Raw genomic sequence first — 16,072 nt, forward strand, 5'->3', positions numbered from 1 at the left:
TTACCTCCCCCCGAAGAAGCGCTTGAAGAAGCTGGGCTTCTCGGCGTCGACGAAGCGCATCGGCTTGTCCTCGCCGAGGAAGCGCGCGATCACGTCGGCGTAGGCCTGCGCCACGATGCTCTCCTGGTCGTGAATCACCGGGATGCCCTGGTTGGAGGCTTGCAGCACGCTCTCCGATTCCGGGATCACGCCGATCAGCTTGATGCGCAGGATGTCCTGGATGTCCTCCAGCGACAGCATCTGGCCGCCTGCCACCCGGTTCGGGTTGTAGCGCGTGATCAGCAGGTGCTCCTTGATCGGCTCGCCGCCTTCCTTGGCGCGCTTGGTCTTGGAGCCCAGCATGCCGAGGATGCGGTCCGAGTCGCGCACCGAGGAGACCTCGGGGTTGGTCACGATCAGCGCCTCGTCGGCGAAGTGCATCGCCATCAGCGCGCCGGTCTCGATGCCCGCGGGCGAGTCGCAGACGATGTAGTCGAAGCCCTGCTCGGCCAGCTCCTTCAGGATCTTCTCGACGCCCTCCTGCTTCAGCGCATCCTTGTCGCGCGTCTGCGAGGCGGCCAGCACGAACAGGTTGTCGCTCTGCTTGTCCTTGATCAGCGCCTGGCTCAGGTTGGCCTCGCCCTGGATCACGTTGATCAGGTCGTAGACCACGCGCCGTTCGCAGCCCATGATCAAGTCCAGGTTGCGCAGGCCGACGTCGAAGTCGATCACGGCCGTCTTCTTGCCCGCCAGCGCGAGCCCCGATGCAAAGCTCGCGCTCGTCGTCGTCTTGCCGACGCCGCCCTTGCCCGAGGTCACCACCACAATCTTGGCCATTCCAGTCCTTCTCTTCTGTTTCGTTTGTTCAGGTGTGCGAGCCGATGCGCGTCACTCGATCGCGCTCATCACGATCTTTTTTCCATCCAGCGAGATCTGTGCCGGCTTGCCCGCGATATCCGCGGGCAGCGCGACTTCCGCGGTGCGGTAGATGCCCGCGATCGCGACCAGCTGCGCTTCCATGCAGGTGGTGTAGATGCGCGCCTCGGTATTGCCGCGCGCGCCGGCGATCGCCTTGCCGCGAAGCGGCGCGTAGACGTGCACGTTGCCGTCCGCGATCACCTCGGCGCCGAAGCTCACCACCGCGGTCACCACCACGTCGCCGCCGCGCGCATAGACCTGCTGGCCCGAGCGCAGCGGCTTGTCGATCACCAGCGTGCCGTTGGCCGGCACCGGCACCTCGCGCACGATCTGGGGTTGCGGGGGTTCGGCCGCCGGCGAGGGCGGCCGCGGGCTGGGCGCCGGCGGCACCGGCATCGCCGTCACCGACAGGCCGGCGGCCCGCGCCGCGAGGTTCTGCGGATCGCTGCCGCCGCGCACCGCGATCGGCTGCGTCTGGTGGCGCGCTAGCAGGGCGCGCAGCGCGGCGAAATCGATGCCCGGCCCCGCATCGCCCTGCGGGAGCTGCGAGAGGTCGATGACCACCGGCTCCTGGTCGAAGAAATCGGGGGAATCGGCGAGCTGAAGATCCAGCGCCTCGGCCAGCACGCCCAGGTCCGTGGTCTTGAGGATCACGGCAATCAGCGGCAGCGTCGCGCTCTTGAATTCGAAAACCGCTCGGGTGCGCGCGGCGGATGCGTCGGCCATGGAAAACGTAGGTGCGAAAAGCGTTGGAGTCTAACGGGCAGTGGCGGGCAACCTGTCGATGCTTCATGGAAAGATGACGCTGCACAACACTTCTTGCATGGGGTTTCACATTGATTCGCGGACGCAACACCGGCAGAAATGATGGCTTGACTCCTACAAGCGCTGCCGCCTTTTCTTCACAGACTCGGCCGCTTCGAAATTGCGCGGCCTGCTCGCCCTTATGCAACCCATCCTCGATATTCGAACGGTGCGTTCGGACCTCTACACCTACAGCCTCGGCGCGGCACCGGAGGCCGAGCTCCAGTGCGGCGACTTCTTCGACACGGCCGAACGCTGCCTGCTCGACGCGGGGCGGGGCCTGTACCTCTACTTCGACCGCGTTCAGATCCGCTTCGCCGGCTTCGCGCTGGGCAGCTACCCGGTCGCGCGCATGATCGATGACCCGCCGGGGCTGCTCCAGGAGCTGATGGCGCGCATCCTGCGCATCTACCGCATGCGCGCCGTGCCCCGCTGGAACCCGCCTCAGGCGGCACGCGAACGGTTGAGCAGGGCGTAGAGCAGGATCGCGCCGAAGGTGGCGGTGCCAATGCCGCCGAGCGCGAACTGGCCGAACTTCAGCGTGAAGTCGCCGGTGCCCAGGATCAGCGTGATCGCCGCCACGATCAGGTTGCGGTTCTGCGAGAAGTCGACCCGGTTGTCGACCCAGATCTTGGCCCCCGCCACCGCGATCAGGCCGAACACCACGATGCTCACGCCGCCCATCACCGGCAGCGGGATCGCCTGGATCAGCGCGCCGAACTTGGGGCTGAAGCCCAGCAGCAGCGCGATCAGCGCCGCCACCACGAAGATCGCGGTGGAGTAGATCTTGGTGGCCGCCATCACGCCGATGTTTTCGGCGTACGTGGTGACGCCCGTCCCGCCGGCCGCACCGCTCACCATCGTCGCAATGCCGTCGCCGATAAAGGCGCGCCCCAGGTAGGGGTTGAGGTCGCGCCCGGTCATCGCGCTCACCGCCTTGATGTGGCCCAGGTTTTCGGCCACCAGGATCACCGCCACGGGCGCGATCAGCAGCATGGCGTTGACCTCGAACACCGGCGCCGCGAACTTCGGCAGGCCGAACCAGGCCGCCGCGGCCAGCGGGCCGAGGTCGATCGGCTTGCCCAGGCCCAGGCCGTTGGTCAGCACGGCGTAGATGAGGCTCGCGGCGATCAACCCCATCAGGATCAAGAGGCGCTGCACCATGCCGCGCGCGTAGACCGCGATCAAGCCCACGCACAGGAAGGTCAGCGCCTGCATCCAGGTGTCGAAGCCGGTGGGCGCCATGTTCTTGATCGGCACGCTCGCGAGGTTGAGCCCGATCACCGCCACCACCGCGCCCGTCACCACCGGCGGCATCAGCCGCTCGATCCAGTGCACGGCGACGTCCTGCTCGATCTCCTCCACCTCCACGCCGCGCATCGGCGCCGACTTGTGGTGCCGCTCGTTGGTGAGCGCGACCAGCACGCCGAACAGCACGTACACCGCGCCGCAGGCGATGATGCCGCCCAGCGCCACGCCGAGGTTGGCGTTCGGCCCCTGGCCGGCGTAGCCCGTGGCCGCGATCACCACGCCGATGAAGGCGAAGCTCGAGCCCAGGTAGCTCGGCACCCGGCCGCCGGTCACCAGGAAGAAGATCAGCGTGCCGACACCGCTCATCAGGATCGCGATGTTCGGGTTGAAGCCCATGAGGATGGGCGCCAGCACCGTGGCGCCGAACATGGCGATCACGTGCTGCACGCCCATCGCGGCGGTCTGCGGCCAGGGCAGGCGCTCGTCGGGCGCCACCACGGCGGCATGGCCGGCTGCGACCTCGCGCCAGCGGGGAAGGTAGGAATCGCTCATGGTTGGGGTTCTCCTCGGTTGTTGTTCTTGGGCTGCCTCAAGGGCTCAGCCTTGCGGGATCAGCACTGCCATCGTGATGCGCGAGACGCAGGTCAACTCGCCGGCGTCGTTGCTGAGGTCGATCTGCCAGACCTGTGTGCTGCGGCCGCGGTGCACCGGGCGCGCAACGCCCGTGACCCAGCCCGAGGTCGTGGCCTTGAGATGGTTGGCGTTGATGTCCAGGCCCACCGCGCGGTGCCCTTCCGGCGCCGAGTAGTGTGCGCCGCAGGAGCCCAGCGTCTCGGCCAGCACCACCGACACGCCGCCGTGCAGGATGCCGTAGGGCTGGCGCGTGCGCTCGTCCACCGGGACGCGGCCGCGGATGAAGTCGGGGCCGATCTCGAGAAACTCCACGCCCAGCGTGGCGACCGCCGTGTTGACGTGGCTGCGGGTGAGCTCCTCGATCGAGATCTCTTTTTTCCAGATGGACATTCGGTTTCTCCAGGGTCGATGTGGGTCAAAACTATAGCGACTGACCCTGACATCACCGGTCGTCCCCAGACGACATGGCCAAGCCACCCCGGGACTCAAGCTCTGGCGATGACGCGAACCCGACGATGGCTCATCGGCACCGGCGTGGCGGTGCTGCTGCTCCTGGGCGCCCTGGGCTGGTTCGCCTGGCGCCTGCTGCCGAGCGACGAGGCGCTCGCAGCCCGGGTCAGCGAGAGCTTCGAGCGCGCCAGCGGCATCGGCCTGCGCGTGGGTAGCGCGAGCTGGTCCCTGCGTCCCACGCCGGTCGTGGTGCTGCACGATCTCGCGACCGAGCAGCCGCGGCCGATCACCGTGCGCCGCGTGGTCCTGCGGCCGCGGCTCGCCGCGCTGTGGCGCCGCTCGATCGCCATCGAGGCCGTCGAGGTCGAAGGCGCCGTGCTGCCACGGGCCTCGGTGCGCGCCTTCCGCGGCCGCTGGCAGGCGGACGAGGTCCCCGGCATGCTGGCCGGCGCCTGGACCCTGGCCGAGATCCCGGTCGAGCGGCTGCGGCTGGAGGACATCGTGTGGATCAACCGCCGCGACATCGCGCTCGCCTACGATGCCGAGCTGCGCTTCGACCCCGGCTGGCGGCCGCGCGAGGCGGAAGTGCGGCGCCCGGGCGTGTCGCCCACCACGCGCTTGCGCCTCGCGCGCGAGGGCGAGGAAGACCGCTGGCGCGTCCAGATCGACGCCGGCGGCGGCACCTGGAACGGCCAGGCCGAACTGCAGACGCTCGAGAAGGGTCGCATGCGCATCACCGCCGAGCTGGAGCCGCGCGGCGTGGACGTGGGCCAGCTGGTGAGCGCCTTCCGCCGGCACCAGGCGATCGAAGGTCGTTTCGACGGCCGCACCGAAGTGCGCAGCGAGGGCGACAACGTCGGCGAGCTGATCCGCCACCTCAACACCCGCACCCGCTTCGCCATGCGTCCCGCGACGCTCAAGGGCTTCGACCTGTCGAAGGTGGTCGGCGCGCCGAATGCCGGGCGCGGCGGCCAGACGGTGCTCGACGAGCTCACGGGCACCCTCGAGACGCAGAACACCGGAGACGGCATCCTGCTGCGCTACACCGACCTGCAGGCGCGCTCGGGCTTGCTCAGCGCCAGCGGCAGCGCGAGCGTGCTCAATCGCCGCCTGAACGGCGAGATGGCGATCGACCTGGTCGATGGCGTCGTCGGCGTGCCGCTCAAGTTGGCCGGCACGCTCGATGAACCGCAGCTGTCGCTCACCGGCGGCGCGCTGGCCGGCGCCGCGGTGGGCACGGCCGTGCTGCCGGGCGTGGGCACCGCGATCGGCGCGCGTGTCGGGCAGCAGGTGGAGAAGCTGTTCGGCGGCGAGGACGACAAGAAGAAGCCGCAGCAGCCCGCGCCGTCCAAGGCGCGTTGAGTCGGAGTTCCGTCAAGCCGGCTTGAAGCCCGGCAGCGCATGCATGCGCTGCTTCAATGCCTCGATGAAGGCCGTCACCCGCGCCGGCCTGTACAGCCCCGGCGGCAGCGCGACGTGGATGCCGATCGGCTCCAGCCACCAGCGCGGCAGCACCCGCTTGAGCCGGCCGGCCTGGATGTCCGCATGGCACATCCACGGCGCGGCGGCGCCGATGCCCGCGCCATTGAGGATCGCGCGGTAGCTCGACAGCAGGCTGTCCGTCTTGATCGGCGTGTCCAACCGCACCATGCGCGAGCGCCCGGACCGGTCGAGCAGGCGTACGCTGCCCTCCACATAGGGCACCAGGCCCACGCAGGGCAGCGAGGGCAGCCGCGCCAGCGTGACGGGGCCGGTGCGCTTGAGCAGGGCCGGCGTGGCGATCAGCACGCGCTCCATCGCGCCCAGGTGGCGACTCACCAGGCCGGGGTCGCGCACATCGCCCACGCAGACCCAGCACTCTGCGCCCGAGGCCGCGAGGTCGACCACGCGATCGGTCAGCGTCAGCTCGATGCGCAGGCCGGGGTGCGCGGCGCGCAGGTCCGTCACCGCGTCCGTCAGGAAGCCCGTGCCATAGCCCGAGGGGCCGATCACCCGCAAGGTGCCCTCGGGCCGGCTCTGGCCGCCCGACAGCCGGTGCGACAGGCCCGACCAGCGATCCGTCAGGTCATGCGCCTCGGCCAGCAGCGAACGGCCCTCGTCGGTGAGCGAGAAGCTGGCCGTGGTGCGCAGCGCCAGCTTGCAGCCCAGCAGGCGCTCCAGCTCCAGCAGGCGCCGGCTCACCGTCGGCTGCGTCGTGCCGAGCAGCCGCGCCGCCTTGCTCAGCGATCCGCCCTCGCCGATGCGGATGAAGGTCTCGAGCAGGTCCAGGCGGTCGTGTGCGTACTTCATGCGCGTGACGTATAGCACTTCATCGCTTGATACGTCTACCCGGCAGGGCGCTCTGTTCGTATCGTCCGCGCATGAACAACCCGGCTCCCATCGTTCGCACCGTCGGCGACACGCCCCAGGGCGGCACCGTCCTCGGCTTCTACGCACCCAAGGGCGCGCCACGCCCGCCGCGCATCGCGCGCGGCGAGGGCGTCTTCCTGTGGGACGCAGACGGCAAGCGCTACCTGGACGCCACCGCCGGCGCGGTGGTCGCCAACATCGGCCACGGCAACCCGCGCGTGCTGGCCGCGATGACCGAGCAGGCGGCCAAGGTCAGCTTCGCCTACCCGCGCTTCTTCGAGAGCGAGCACAACATCGCGCTGGCCGACCGCGTCTGCGCGATGGCGGGCGAGGGCTTCGATCGCGCCTTCTTCGTCTCGGGCGGCTCGGAGGCCAACGAGTCGGCCATCAAGCTGGCGCGCCAGTACGCGGTGGTCACGGGGCAGGGCAGCCGCAGCAAGGTGATCTCGCGCGACCCCAGCTACCACGGCTCCACGCTGGGCGCGCTCGCGGTCACGGGCGATGCCAACACGCTGGGGCTGTACGGCCCGATGATCCGTTCTATGCCGAAGGTGCCGGCGCCGCTGTCCTACCGCGTGCCGGAAGGGCACACGGTGGCCTCCTTCGAGATGGCCTGCGCCGACGCACTCGAGCAGGCCATCCTGCGCGAAGGCCCCGAGACGGTGCTCGCCTTCATCCTCGAACCCATCGGCGGCCTGTCGACCGGCGCGGTCGTCTCGTCGGCCGCGTACTTCGAGCGCGTGCGGCAGATCTGCGACCGCCATGGCGTGCTCGTCATCTACGATGAGATCATGAGCGGCGCCGGCCGCACCGGCGCCTTCCTCGCCGCGCATCACTGGCCCGCGGCGCGGCCCGACCTGGTCACGCTCGCCAAGGGGCTGGCCGCGGGATATACCCCGCTGGGCTGCCTGTTGGCGCCCGATCGCATCGTCGACGCGGTGGCCGGCAGCGGTGGCTTCGTGCATGGCCACACCTACTTCACCAATCCGCTCTCCTGCGCGGTCGCCCATGCGGTGGTCGACGAGGTGATCCGACAGGATCTGATCGCGCGGGCGCGCGACCGGGGCGAGCTGCTCATGGCGCGGTTGCGCGAGATCGCGGCGCGCTCGCCCATCGTCGGCGACGTGCGCGGCAAGGGCTTGCTGACGGCCATTGAGATCGTGGCGGACAAGTCCACCAGGCGCCAGCTGCCCGTGGCCTTCAACGCGCCGGCGCGGCTTACCGAGCATGGCCTCAAGCACGGCATCGCGCTCTACAACCGGCGCGCCAACCTCGGCGCCTTCGGCGACTTCCAGATGATCACGCCGCCGCTCACCATCAGCGAGGCCGAGATCGATACGCTGGCCGAACTGCTCCAGAAGTCGCTCGCGGACCTCGCCGACGAGATCGCGCGCAAGGGCCTCGCGGCCTGACCCTTTTTCCATCCCCCGAAGGTCCCACCATGATCCATCGACTTCTGCAGACCGCGCTCGCCTGCGCGACCCTTGTCTTCGCCGCCGCAGCGCCCGCGCAGATCGCCACGAACAAGGGCCCCGTCAAGCTGATCGTCGGCTACCCCGCCGGCGGCTCCGCCGACGTGCAGGCGCGCACGCTCTCCGACAAGCTCGCGGCCGAGCTCGGCACCACCGTGGTCGTCGACAACCGCACCGGCGCCGGCGGCCAGATCGCGGCCGACTACGTGCGCAACGCCGCACCGGACGGCCTCACCGTGCTGCTGGCCAACATGCACATGATGGTGATGCTGCCGCTGACCTCGAAGTCGGTGCGCTACGACCCGGTGAAGGACTTCAAGGCCGTGGGCCGCATCGCCAGCTTCTACGAAGGCATCGCCGTGCCTGCCGCGCTGCCGGCCAGGGACGTGAAGCAGTGGCTGGACATCGCGCGCGCCGATCCGCAGAAGGCCAGCTACGGCGTGCCCGCGCCGGGCAGCGTCGCGCAGTTCATGGGCTACCGCCTCGGCACCGAGGCCAAGACCAACCTGGTGGCCGCGCCGTACCGCGGCGCCGCGCCGCTGGTGCAGGACCTGCTGGGCGACCAGATCGCGGCCGGCATCCTGCCCATCGCCGACCTCGTGGCCCACCAGCAGAGCGGCAAGCTCAAGGTGCTGGCAGTCAATGGCGCGAAGCGGGCCGCGCTGCTGCCCGACGTGCCCACGCTCAAGGAGCTGGGCCAGCCGCATTTCGACAACCTCGAATGGACCGGCCTGTTCGTGCCCGCCGGAACGCCCAAGCCCATCGTCGACCAACTGCATGCGGCACTGGGCAAGGCGCTCGCCGACAAGGAGGTGCAGGAGCGCCTGCGCAAGCTCAGCAGCGACCCGCACCCGAGCAGCGGGGAAGAGCTCGGCAAGCTCATCGAGGACGACCTCAAGCGTTGGGGGCCGGTGGTCAAGGCCTCGGGCTTCACCTCCGAATGAGCTGCATACCCGCACACAAGGCGCTTCATCTTCCCGGCGTTCATGGCTATGCCGACCACAAGAGCGTGGCGGCCGGGGAGCTGCTGCGCTTCCATGTGAGCAGCGACCGGGCCTATCGCCTCTCGGTCTGTCGCCTGGGCAGCGACGTGGAAGGGCGCAGCGACGACCAGGTGCTGCATCGCTTCGCACCGTCGCCAGCGCGGGTGCAGCCCATCCATCCGGGCTCCTACGTGCATGTCGACAAGGGATTGCCCGCCGCGCTGCCCTTGCGCGGCCTGACGGTGGAATGCTGGGTCAAACCCTGGCGCATCGACACGCGGCAGAGCCTGATGGGCCAGTACGACTTCCCCGCGCATTGCGGCTGGGGCCTCTTCATCGAGGAGGGCGGCGCGCTGGGCTTCCATCTCGGCGATGGCGGCGCCTTCCGCGCCGATGCGCTGCAAGCCCGGGGCCGGCTGGTCGCGCGGCGCTGGCAGCACGTGGCCGCCACGTGGAACGGTCGGGTGGCCGCGCTGTGGATCGATGGCGTGCAGGCCGGGCAATGGGAGGCTGCGCAGGAGGTGCGGCCCGGGCCGGCACCGCTGCGCCTGGGCGCCGGCGCCGTCGACGGCCTGGCCGATCTGCTTCTCGACGCCGACCTGCTGATGCCGGTGCTCTACGACCGCGCCCTCGAACCGGAGGAGATCGCGCAGCGCTTTGCCGAGTGCGGCCTGGTCGCCGCCACCGGCCGCTCGGTACTGGCCTGCTGGCCCTTGCGCGAAGAGCGCGGCGCGCAGGTGGGCGATGCGAGCGGCCATCAGCGCACCGGCCGCATCGTCAACCACGGCACCTGGATGATCGTCGGCCCGGCCTTCGAGCCGGCCAAGCTCGGGGCGCATGAAGACGCCGAATCGGCCTACGACCCCTTCAGCGATCCCACGCGCGGCCACGGCTTGCGCCTGGCCAGCGACGACCTCTACGACTGCCGCTGGGACGCCACGCACGAGTTCCGCATCCCGGAGGATGCGAAGCCCGGCCTCTACGTGGGCCGCCTGCGCTTCGAGCTCGAAGGCCGCGACGCCGACTACGACATCAGCTTCATCGTCCGCAAGCCCGCGCATGCCGCGCCTGCGCCCATCCTCGTGCTGTGCGCCGTCAGCAGCTGGCTGGCCTACGCGAGCACGCCCTTCGCGAAGAACGTGGTGGACGATCCCATATGGCCGCGCCGCTCGGCGGGCCTGGAGAGCTGCCACCCGGAGGCCCCGGCCTATTGCAGCTACACGGACCACCACGCCGGCCAACCCTGCTACCAGGTCGGCCTGCGCATGCCCTGGCCCAACGCGAGCCCCAACGCCCTGTACGACCCCGAGGGCAGCGGCTTCAGCCAGTGGACGCGGCTCGAACGCCGTCTTCACGTGTGGCTGGAGCGCGAGGGCTACGACTTCGATGTGATCGGCGACATCGATCTGCACCGCGACCCGTCGCTGCTCGCGCGCTACCGGACCGTGTTCGTCAACGGCCACAGCGAGTACTGGTCGACCCCCGCCGTCGACGGACTGGACGACTACCTGCGCCGTGGCGGCAGCGCGATCGTGCTGTCGGGCAACACGATGTACCTGCGCGTGAGCTACGACGAGGACCTGACGGTGATGGAGCAGCGCAAGGTCAACGGCCCCGATCACGACGAGACGGCGCCGCCGCTGGGCCCGCCTGCCGGCCCCTTCGGCGAGCAGTTCCACAGCCAAGACTGGGCGCGCGGCGGCCGCCTCAAGGCCTCGGGCCGGGCGGCCGCGGACATCATCGGCCTGGAGACCGCGGGCTGGGCCTTCGCCGACGGCGAGGACTTCGGCGCCTACCACGTCACGCAGCCGCGGCATGCCTTGTTCAACGAGCCGCATCCGCTGGGCCTCGCCGAGGGCCAGACCTTCGGCCATGCGCCGGGCGGGGGGCTGCCGCGCGCGATCGGCCACGAGTGGGACCTCACCATCGCCACGCTCGCGCGCATGACGAAGCAGGTGCCGCCGGGCGCGTCGCTCCCCGTGCCGCAAGAGGGCATCGAGGTCATCGCGCAGGGCATCCGCCGCGTGCCCGGCCGGCTCGATGCCTACCTCGACTGCTTCTCGAATCTCACCGAGTCGCTCGATGGCCTGTCAGCCGAGATGATCTACTGGGAGCGGCCCCAGGGCGGCCGCGTGTTCCACGCCGGCGCGGTGGGCGCGGCCTGGGTGCTGGGCAGCGATCCGGTCTTCGGCCGGCTGCTGCGCAACGTGCTGCACCGCTTCGGCGTGCAGCCCAGGGAGTGAAGCTCAGCCCGCGAGCAGGGCGCCCAGGCGCTCCACGTCGACATTGCCGCCGCTGATCAGCACGCCCACGCGCAGGCCGCGCAGCTGTGCGTTCATCTCGCGCGCGGCCGCGAAGCCCAGGCAGCCGGTGGGCTCGACAACCAGCTTCATGCGCGTGGCGAAGAAGCGCATGGCCTCGACCAACTGTGCATCGCTCGCCGTCAGCACGTCGTCGACATCGCGGCGGATGATGGGGAAGGTGTGCTGCCCCAGATGCTGCGTCTGCGCGCCGTCGGCGATGGTCTTGGGCGTGTCGATGTGCACGATGCTCCCGCTGCGGAAGGACTGCTGCCCGTCGTTGCCCGCCTCGGGCTCCACGCCGTAGAGCTTGCACTGCGGCGCGAGCGCGCGCGTGGACAGCGCCGTGCCGGACAGCAGCCCGCCGCCGCCCAGCGGCACGAACAGGGCATCGAGCGGGCCGGTTTCCTCGAACAGCTCCTTCGCCGCCGTGCCCTGGCCGGCCATCACGTCCGGATCGTCGTAGGGCGGGATGAGCGTCATGCCGTGCTTCTGCGCCAGCTCGCGCCCGATCTGCTCGCGGTCGTCCTTGTAGCGGTCGTAGATCACCACCTGGCCGCCATAGCCCTTGGTGGCCGCCACCTTCGCGGCCGGCGCGTCGTGCGGCATCACGATGGTGGCGGGCATGCCCAGGATGCGGGCCGCCAGCGCGATGGCCTGCGCATGGTTGCCGGAGGAGAAGGCCACCACGCCGCCGCGCCTTTGCTGCTCGTCGAACTTCGACAGCGCGTTGAAGGCACCGCGGAACTTGAAGGCGCCCATGCGCTGCAGGTTCTCACACTTGAAGAAGAGCTGCGCGCCCAGTTCCTCGTCGGCCGTGCGCGAACGTAGCACGGGGGTGCGATGGGCATGGCCTTCGATGCGGCGGGCGGCCGCAGCGACATCGTCGAAAGTGGGGAGCTTCAGGGTGTCTGGCATGGGGTACTCCTGTATTGGACTGATTATCCATAACTGGACAAATCGTCGAAGCCTCGTCAAAGCCCTTCGAACCAGCGGTCGGCCCACTGGTTCAGCGGCTTCAGTCGCTTGACCAGCTCCGTGCCCGATTCGGTGAGCGCATAGCCCGCCTCGGCCAGCTCGACGATCAACAGCGCGCGCAGCTCCTTGAGCCGGTCGTTGAGCACCGAGGGCGACATCTCGCCCGCATTCGCCTGCAGCGCGCGAAAGCTCTGCGGCGAGCCGTCGCGCAGCTCCCACAGGATGCGCAGCGTGCCCTTGCGCCCCAGCTGTTCGAGCAGCGCCATGATGGGCCGGCGGGCGGTGAGATGGGCGGCGTCGGGAGCAGGAGCGGGCATGGCGGCGAGACGATGTCGTGGGCGTTCTTGCGCTACGAAATCCGTAGCGGTAGACTGCATTCGGGCGCTACGAAATCCGTAGCAATCGAAACCATTCTAGCCAGAGGAGTCGCCCGTGACCACCCAGCCCGCACCACGCATTGCGCCACTCGCGCCACCCTATCCGGAGGAGCTCGATGCGCTGCTGAAGAAGATGACGCCACCCGATGCGCCCGAGATCCTCGCGCTGTTCCGCGTGCTGGCCGTCAATCCTGCGCTGGCCGAGCGCTCCATGCCATGGGGCGGCTACCTGCTGGGCCGCAAGGCCACGCTGCCGCTGCGCGACCGGGAGATCGTCATCCTGCGCGTGTGCGCACGCTGCGGGGCGGAGTACGAGTGGGGCGTTCACTGGGCCGCGTTCGCGCAGGCCGCGGGGTTGGGCGAGCGCGAACGCGAGCCCATCGTCTCGGCCGATGCCGCTCTCGACGGCCTTGCGCCGCGCGATCGCTTGCTGATCGAGCTGGCGGACGCGCTGCACGACAAGGCCGACGTCGACGATGCGCTCTGGCAGGCGCTGTCGGCCCAGTGGAGCGAGCCGCAGCGCATCGAGCTGCTGATGCTGGCTGGCTGGTACCACGCGATCAGCTATGTGTGCAAGGTGGCGCGCGTGCCCCTGGAACCGTGGGCGGCGCGCTGGTGACATCGCGGCCGCTTCGGGGATGACGCTGGCGCAAGCACGACCTGCGCGGCACCCGTCGCATTTTTTCCACCGATGCCCTGTTCGCCGGCCATTGGCCTGCCGATATGCAGGCATGAGCATGTGGAAGCCAGCGCCCGAGGGCGCGCCGAACTACCGAATCCTGCAGCGCGAAGGCTGCACGATCGTGTACGGCCACATGCCGCTGGGCACTTGGCTGCGCCTGCTGCGCGGGGCGAGCGATCTGCATGTGCTGCATGCCGACGTGGCGCGCATGCTGGGCGCCACGGCCGTCATCGGCCCGCCCGAGGGCTTGGCGCGCGTCCGCGAGCAGGAGACCGCCGCGGCCACCGGCCGGGTGCGCGCGCAACTGGGCCGCGCGGCGCGCCGGCTGGACGCGCAGGCAGTGCGCTGGCTGGCCGCCGGCGAGCAGGGCCTGTCGAGCCTGGCGCTCTTCACGCTGCTGACCGGCGTGCGCCCGCCTCACTACGGCGGCGCCGCGCTGGACCTGCCGCGCGATGCCCAGGAGTTCCGGCGCTGCCGCCTGCTGGTGGAGCAGGTCTCTGTGCTGCAACGCGCGCTGCATCAGCTCGCACGCCGCGTGGCCGACCCCGAACTGGTGTCCTGGGCGGCCCTGGCCGAGACCTGGAACGATCTCTGCGCCCAGATGGACCATGAATGGCCGGCCTGGCGCACGCAGGCGGGCCGGGCGCCCGGCGTGAACGCGATGCTGGCCTGCTTCCACGAAGTGGAGACCGACCGCGCCGTGCTCCAGGCCAGTCGCACGACCGCGTCGCTGCCGTTGCCTTACGGCGTGCTGGATCGGACCGCGGGGCGGGGCAACGCGCGCTGGCTGATGTAGGAATGCGAGTAGCGGCGCCTGCTCGGTCGGCTGCCCGCCTTCAGGCCGCCTTCTTCAGCGCCGCCGGCGCCGCGTGGCTCGCGAAATACGCCATCGCCGCCTGCACGCCGCCGCCCGCGAACTTCACGCCCGCGAGCTTCAGCCCCATCTCCACGCCGGCCACCATGGCCACCAGCGTGAGGTCGTTGCTGTCGCCCAGGTGGCCCATGCGGAACATGCGGCCCTTGAGCTTGCCCAGGCCGGTGCCCAGCGAGAGGTCGAAGCGCTCGTGGATCAGGCGCCGCAGCGCGTCGGCATCCACCCCCTCGGGCGTGATCACGCCCGTCAGCACCGGCGAATGCACCGCCGGGTCGGCGCATTGCGTCGGCAAGCCCCAGGCCTGCACGGCAGCGCGCACCCCCGCGGCCCAGCGCTGGTGGCGCGCGAACACCTGCGGCAGGCCCTCGCCCAGCAGCATGTCCAGCGATTCGGCCAGGCCGTACAAGAGGTTGGTGTTGGGCGTGTAGGGCCAGTAGCCGCTCTGGTTCATCTCCACGATCTCGTCCCAGGCCCAGAAGGCCTTGGGCAGCTTCGCCGACTTGCTGCGTTCCAGCGCCCTGGGCGACAGCGCGTTGAAGCTGATCCCCGGCGGCAGCATCAGCCCCTTCTGCGAGCCGCTGATCGTCACGTCCACGCCCCACTCGTCATGGCGGTAGTCGGCGCTGGCCAGGCCCGAGATGCTGTCCACCATCAACAGGGCCGGATGCCCGGCCGCATCGATCGCGCGGCGCACCGCGGCGATGTCGGAGGTCACGCCGGTGGAGGTCTCGTTGTGCACCACGCACACCGCACGGATCTTCTTCTGCGTGTCCTGGCGCAGCCGCGCCTCGACGAGGTCGGCCTGCACCCCGTGGCGCCAGCTGCGCGGCAGCCCCGTGTCGTCGACGCCCGGCAGGGCCAGGAACTCGGGCTCGAGTCCGAGGCGCAGTGCCATCTTCTGCCATAGCGTGGCGAAGTGGCCCGTTTCGTACATCAGCACCGCATCGCCCGGGCTCATCACGTTGGCGAGCGCCGCCTCCCACGCGCCGGTGCCCGAGGCCGGATAGATCACCACCGGGTGCCGGGTCTGGAACACCTGCCGGATGCCCGCCAGCACCTTCAGCCCCAGCGCGCCGAACTCGGGCCCGCGGTGGTCGATGGTGGGCAGGCTGATGGCGCGCAGGATGCGGTCCGGCACCGGGCTGGGGCCCGGAATCTGCAGGAAATGGCGGCCGCTGGGATGGTTGTCGAGAGCGATCATGGGTCTCCTTCTTTCGCTGTTGCGCATAGGGTCTACAACTGCACGGACGCCTGTCCGATGCCCGGGAACTCGGCCGTGACGAGGTCGCCCTCGGCCGCGTGAAGAATGCCCACCCAGGTGCCGGTGGTCACGACGGTGCCGGCCGAGAGAATGCTGTCGTCGCGCGTTGCATGGCGCAGCCACGCCGGCAGCAGGAAGGCGGGGTCGCCGAGCGAATGGGTGCCGCGCCGCTCCACCGGCGCCTGCGCGCCGATCCGCACGCGGCAGGTCTGGGCGCGCCAGTCGCGCGCCTCGAACGGCATCCAGTCGCCGAGCACCAGCGCGCCGTGCGACTGCAGGTCGGCCAGCTTGCACAGCGCGGGCGCTTCCAGCGCTTCGCGCCAGCGCGAGTCGACCAGCTCGATCGAGACGGCCATCGCATCGACCAACGTGCGCGCGCTGTCCGCGTCCAGCGTGGCGGCGAGCGCGGCATCGACATCGCGCGCCAGCCGCAAGGCCACCTCGGCTTCGATGCCGCGCAGGTGGAAGGGCCAGGCGCCGCTTCGGGCCGGGCTGGCCCAGACGCCGGCCGGCGGCAGCGGCGCATGCGTCAGCACCGCATCGCGCGACGGGCCACCCGATTTCCAGTGGCGCGGCGATGCGCCATCGAACCAACCGAGTTCGCCCGCCACGCGCTGCTGCACCGCGTAGGCGTCGGCCGCGTTCGCGAGCGCCGCGGCCAGCGATGCCGCGTCGGCCGGCAGGTGATCGCGGCGTGCGCGCACCAGCGCGGCAGCCACTGCATCGATGTTCGAGAATTTCATTTCCATTCCTTTTGGGTT

16 protein-coding genes are annotated in these 16,072 nt (G+C 70.1%); 7 read left to right on the forward strand and 9 right to left on the reverse strand.

Annotated elements, in window-relative coordinates; genetic code table 11:
* Both minD and minC read right to left on the reverse strand, forming a co-directional pair.
* The gene (minD, locus tag GXN78_RS13030; RefSeq protein WP_106559710.1) at window positions 1–816 is read right to left on the reverse strand and encodes a septum site-determining protein MinD; all 816 of its coding nucleotides are present in this window, start codon (window positions 814–816) and stop codon (window positions 1–3) included.
* A 51-nt stretch (window positions 817–867) separates the two neighbouring features.
* On the reverse strand, window positions 868–1,623 hold the full coding sequence (gene minC, locus GXN78_RS13035) for a septum site-determining protein MinC (protein ID WP_106559711.1): 756 nt from the start codon (window positions 1,621–1,623) through the stop codon (window positions 868–870).
* 220 nt (window positions 1,624–1,843) lie between these two features.
* Between minC and GXN78_RS13040 the strand changes: the two genes are divergently transcribed.
* Complete coding sequence (locus GXN78_RS13040) at window positions 1,844–2,179, forward strand: hypothetical protein (protein WP_106559712.1); 336 nt, start codon at window positions 1,844–1,846, stop codon at window positions 2,177–2,179.
* Here the strand turns inward: GXN78_RS13040 and GXN78_RS13045 are convergent.
* Together GXN78_RS13045 and GXN78_RS13050 are read right to left on the reverse strand one after the other, a co-directional pair.
* Window positions 2,146–3,504, reverse strand: a complete 1,359-nt coding sequence (locus GXN78_RS13045) for a solute carrier family 23 protein (protein WP_106559713.1) — start codon at window positions 3,502–3,504, stop codon at window positions 2,146–2,148. The two genes, GXN78_RS13040 and GXN78_RS13045, sit on opposite strands and share 34 nt — an antisense overlap.
* Before the next feature lie 45 nt (window positions 3,505–3,549).
* Window positions 3,550–3,975: a hotdog fold thioesterase gene (locus GXN78_RS13050; protein ID WP_106559714.1), complete on the reverse strand. Its 426-nt coding sequence runs from the start codon at window positions 3,973–3,975 to the stop codon at window positions 3,550–3,552.
* Window positions 3,976–4,083: 108 nt separating this feature from the next.
* Between GXN78_RS13050 and GXN78_RS13055 the strand changes: the two genes are divergently transcribed.
* Window positions 4,084–5,397: an AsmA family protein gene (locus GXN78_RS13055; RefSeq protein ID WP_106559715.1), complete on the forward strand. Its 1,314-nt coding sequence runs from the start codon at window positions 4,084–4,086 to the stop codon at window positions 5,395–5,397.
* A gap of 12 nt (window positions 5,398–5,409) precedes the next feature.
* On the opposite strand, the gene GXN78_RS13060 is transcribed toward GXN78_RS13055, so the two are convergent.
* Entirely contained in the window at window positions 5,410–6,324 is a 915-nt protein-coding gene (locus GXN78_RS13060) for a LysR family transcriptional regulator (protein WP_106559716.1), read from the reverse strand.
* A 71-nt stretch (window positions 6,325–6,395) separates the two neighbouring features.
* Here GXN78_RS13060 and GXN78_RS13065 point away from each other — a divergent pair, with 71 nt between their 5' ends.
* From GXN78_RS13065 to GXN78_RS13075, 3 genes are read left to right on the forward strand one after another with little or no spacing between them, the layout of a single operon-like run.
* Complete coding sequence (locus tag GXN78_RS13065; RefSeq protein ID WP_106559717.1) at window positions 6,396–7,796, forward strand: aspartate aminotransferase family protein; 1,401 nt, start codon at window positions 6,396–6,398, stop codon at window positions 7,794–7,796.
* Window positions 7,797–7,825: 29 nt separating this feature from the next.
* On the forward strand, window positions 7,826–8,800 hold the full coding sequence (locus GXN78_RS13070) for a Bug family tripartite tricarboxylate transporter substrate binding protein (RefSeq protein ID WP_106559718.1): 975 nt from the start codon (window positions 7,826–7,828) through the stop codon (window positions 8,798–8,800).
* Entirely contained in the window at window positions 8,797–11,082 is a 2,286-nt protein-coding gene (locus GXN78_RS13075; RefSeq protein WP_106559719.1) for a LamG domain-containing protein, read from the forward strand. Before GXN78_RS13070 ends, GXN78_RS13075 begins: the two co-directional genes overlap by 4 nt.
* A gap of 3 nt (window positions 11,083–11,085) precedes the next feature.
* Here GXN78_RS13075 and GXN78_RS13080 read toward each other — a convergent pair whose 3' ends face one another.
* Window positions 11,086–12,057: a threo-3-hydroxy-L-aspartate ammonia-lyase gene (locus GXN78_RS13080; RefSeq protein WP_106559720.1), complete on the reverse strand. Its 972-nt coding sequence runs from the start codon at window positions 12,055–12,057 to the stop codon at window positions 11,086–11,088.
* Between the two features lie 56 nt (window positions 12,058–12,113).
* Window positions 12,114–12,434, reverse strand: coding sequence for a helix-turn-helix domain-containing protein (locus GXN78_RS13085; RefSeq protein ID WP_106559721.1), 321 nt, complete (start codon window positions 12,432–12,434; stop codon window positions 12,114–12,116).
* A gap of 115 nt (window positions 12,435–12,549) precedes the next feature.
* Between GXN78_RS13085 and GXN78_RS13090 the strand changes: the two genes are divergently transcribed.
* Complete coding sequence (locus GXN78_RS13090; RefSeq protein WP_239142692.1) at window positions 12,550–13,113, forward strand: carboxymuconolactone decarboxylase family protein; 564 nt, start codon at window positions 12,550–12,552, stop codon at window positions 13,111–13,113.
* A gap of 112 nt (window positions 13,114–13,225) precedes the next feature.
* Complete coding sequence (locus GXN78_RS13095) at window positions 13,226–13,972, forward strand: hypothetical protein (RefSeq protein ID WP_106559722.1); 747 nt, start codon at window positions 13,226–13,228, stop codon at window positions 13,970–13,972.
* 40 nt (window positions 13,973–14,012) lie between these two features.
* Here GXN78_RS13095 and GXN78_RS13100 read toward each other — a convergent pair whose 3' ends face one another.
* On the reverse strand, window positions 14,013–15,251 hold the full coding sequence (locus GXN78_RS13100; RefSeq protein ID WP_164255439.1) for an aminotransferase class V-fold PLP-dependent enzyme: 1,239 nt from the start codon (window positions 15,249–15,251) through the stop codon (window positions 14,013–14,015).
* 32 nt (window positions 15,252–15,283) lie between these two features.
* Entirely contained in the window at window positions 15,284–16,054 is a 771-nt protein-coding gene (locus GXN78_RS13105; protein WP_106561045.1) for a fumarylacetoacetate hydrolase family protein, read from the reverse strand.
* Between the last annotated feature and the right edge of the window lie 18 nt (window positions 16,055–16,072).

The organism is Variovorax sp. WS11 (assembly GCF_010499245.1).
GTDB lineage: Bacteria > Pseudomonadota > Gammaproteobacteria > Burkholderiales > Burkholderiaceae_C > Variovorax.

Excerpts from the sequence above, each read along its gene's own strand:
- minD (WP_106559710.1), bottom strand. The coding sequence starts at position 816 with ATGGCCAAGATTGTGGTGGTGACCTCGGGCAAGGGCGGCGTCGGCAAG.
- minC (WP_106559711.1), bottom strand. The coding sequence starts at position 1,623 with ATGGCCGACGCATCCGCCGCGCGCACCCGAGCGGTTTTCGAATTCAAG.
- GXN78_RS13040 (WP_106559712.1), top strand. The coding sequence starts at position 1,844 with ATGCAACCCATCCTCGATATTCGAACGGTGCGTTCGGACCTCTACACC.
- GXN78_RS13045 (WP_106559713.1), bottom strand. The coding sequence starts at position 3,504 with ATGAGCGATTCCTACCTTCCCCGCTGGCGCGAGGTCGCAGCCGGCCAT.
- GXN78_RS13050 (WP_106559714.1), bottom strand. The coding sequence starts at position 3,975 with ATGTCCATCTGGAAAAAAGAGATCTCGATCGAGGAGCTCACCCGCAGC.
- GXN78_RS13055 (WP_106559715.1), top strand. The coding sequence starts at position 4,084 with ATGACGCGAACCCGACGATGGCTCATCGGCACCGGCGTGGCGGTGCTG.
- GXN78_RS13060 (WP_106559716.1), bottom strand. The coding sequence starts at position 6,324 with ATGAAGTACGCACACGACCGCCTGGACCTGCTCGAGACCTTCATCCGC.
- GXN78_RS13065 (WP_106559717.1), top strand. The coding sequence starts at position 6,396 with ATGAACAACCCGGCTCCCATCGTTCGCACCGTCGGCGACACGCCCCAG.
- GXN78_RS13070 (WP_106559718.1), top strand. The coding sequence starts at position 7,826 with ATGATCCATCGACTTCTGCAGACCGCGCTCGCCTGCGCGACCCTTGTC.
- GXN78_RS13075 (WP_106559719.1), top strand. The coding sequence starts at position 8,797 with ATGAGCTGCATACCCGCACACAAGGCGCTTCATCTTCCCGGCGTTCAT.
- GXN78_RS13080 (WP_106559720.1), bottom strand. The coding sequence starts at position 12,057 with ATGCCAGACACCCTGAAGCTCCCCACTTTCGACGATGTCGCTGCGGCC.
- GXN78_RS13085 (WP_106559721.1), bottom strand. The coding sequence starts at position 12,434 with ATGCCCGCTCCTGCTCCCGACGCCGCCCATCTCACCGCCCGCCGGCCC.
- GXN78_RS13095 (WP_106559722.1), top strand. The coding sequence starts at position 13,226 with ATGAGCATGTGGAAGCCAGCGCCCGAGGGCGCGCCGAACTACCGAATC.
- GXN78_RS13100 (WP_164255439.1), bottom strand. The coding sequence starts at position 15,251 with ATGATCGCTCTCGACAACCATCCCAGCGGCCGCCATTTCCTGCAGATT.
- GXN78_RS13105 (WP_106561045.1), bottom strand. The coding sequence starts at position 16,054 with ATGAAATTCTCGAACATCGATGCAGTGGCTGCCGCGCTGGTGCGCGCA.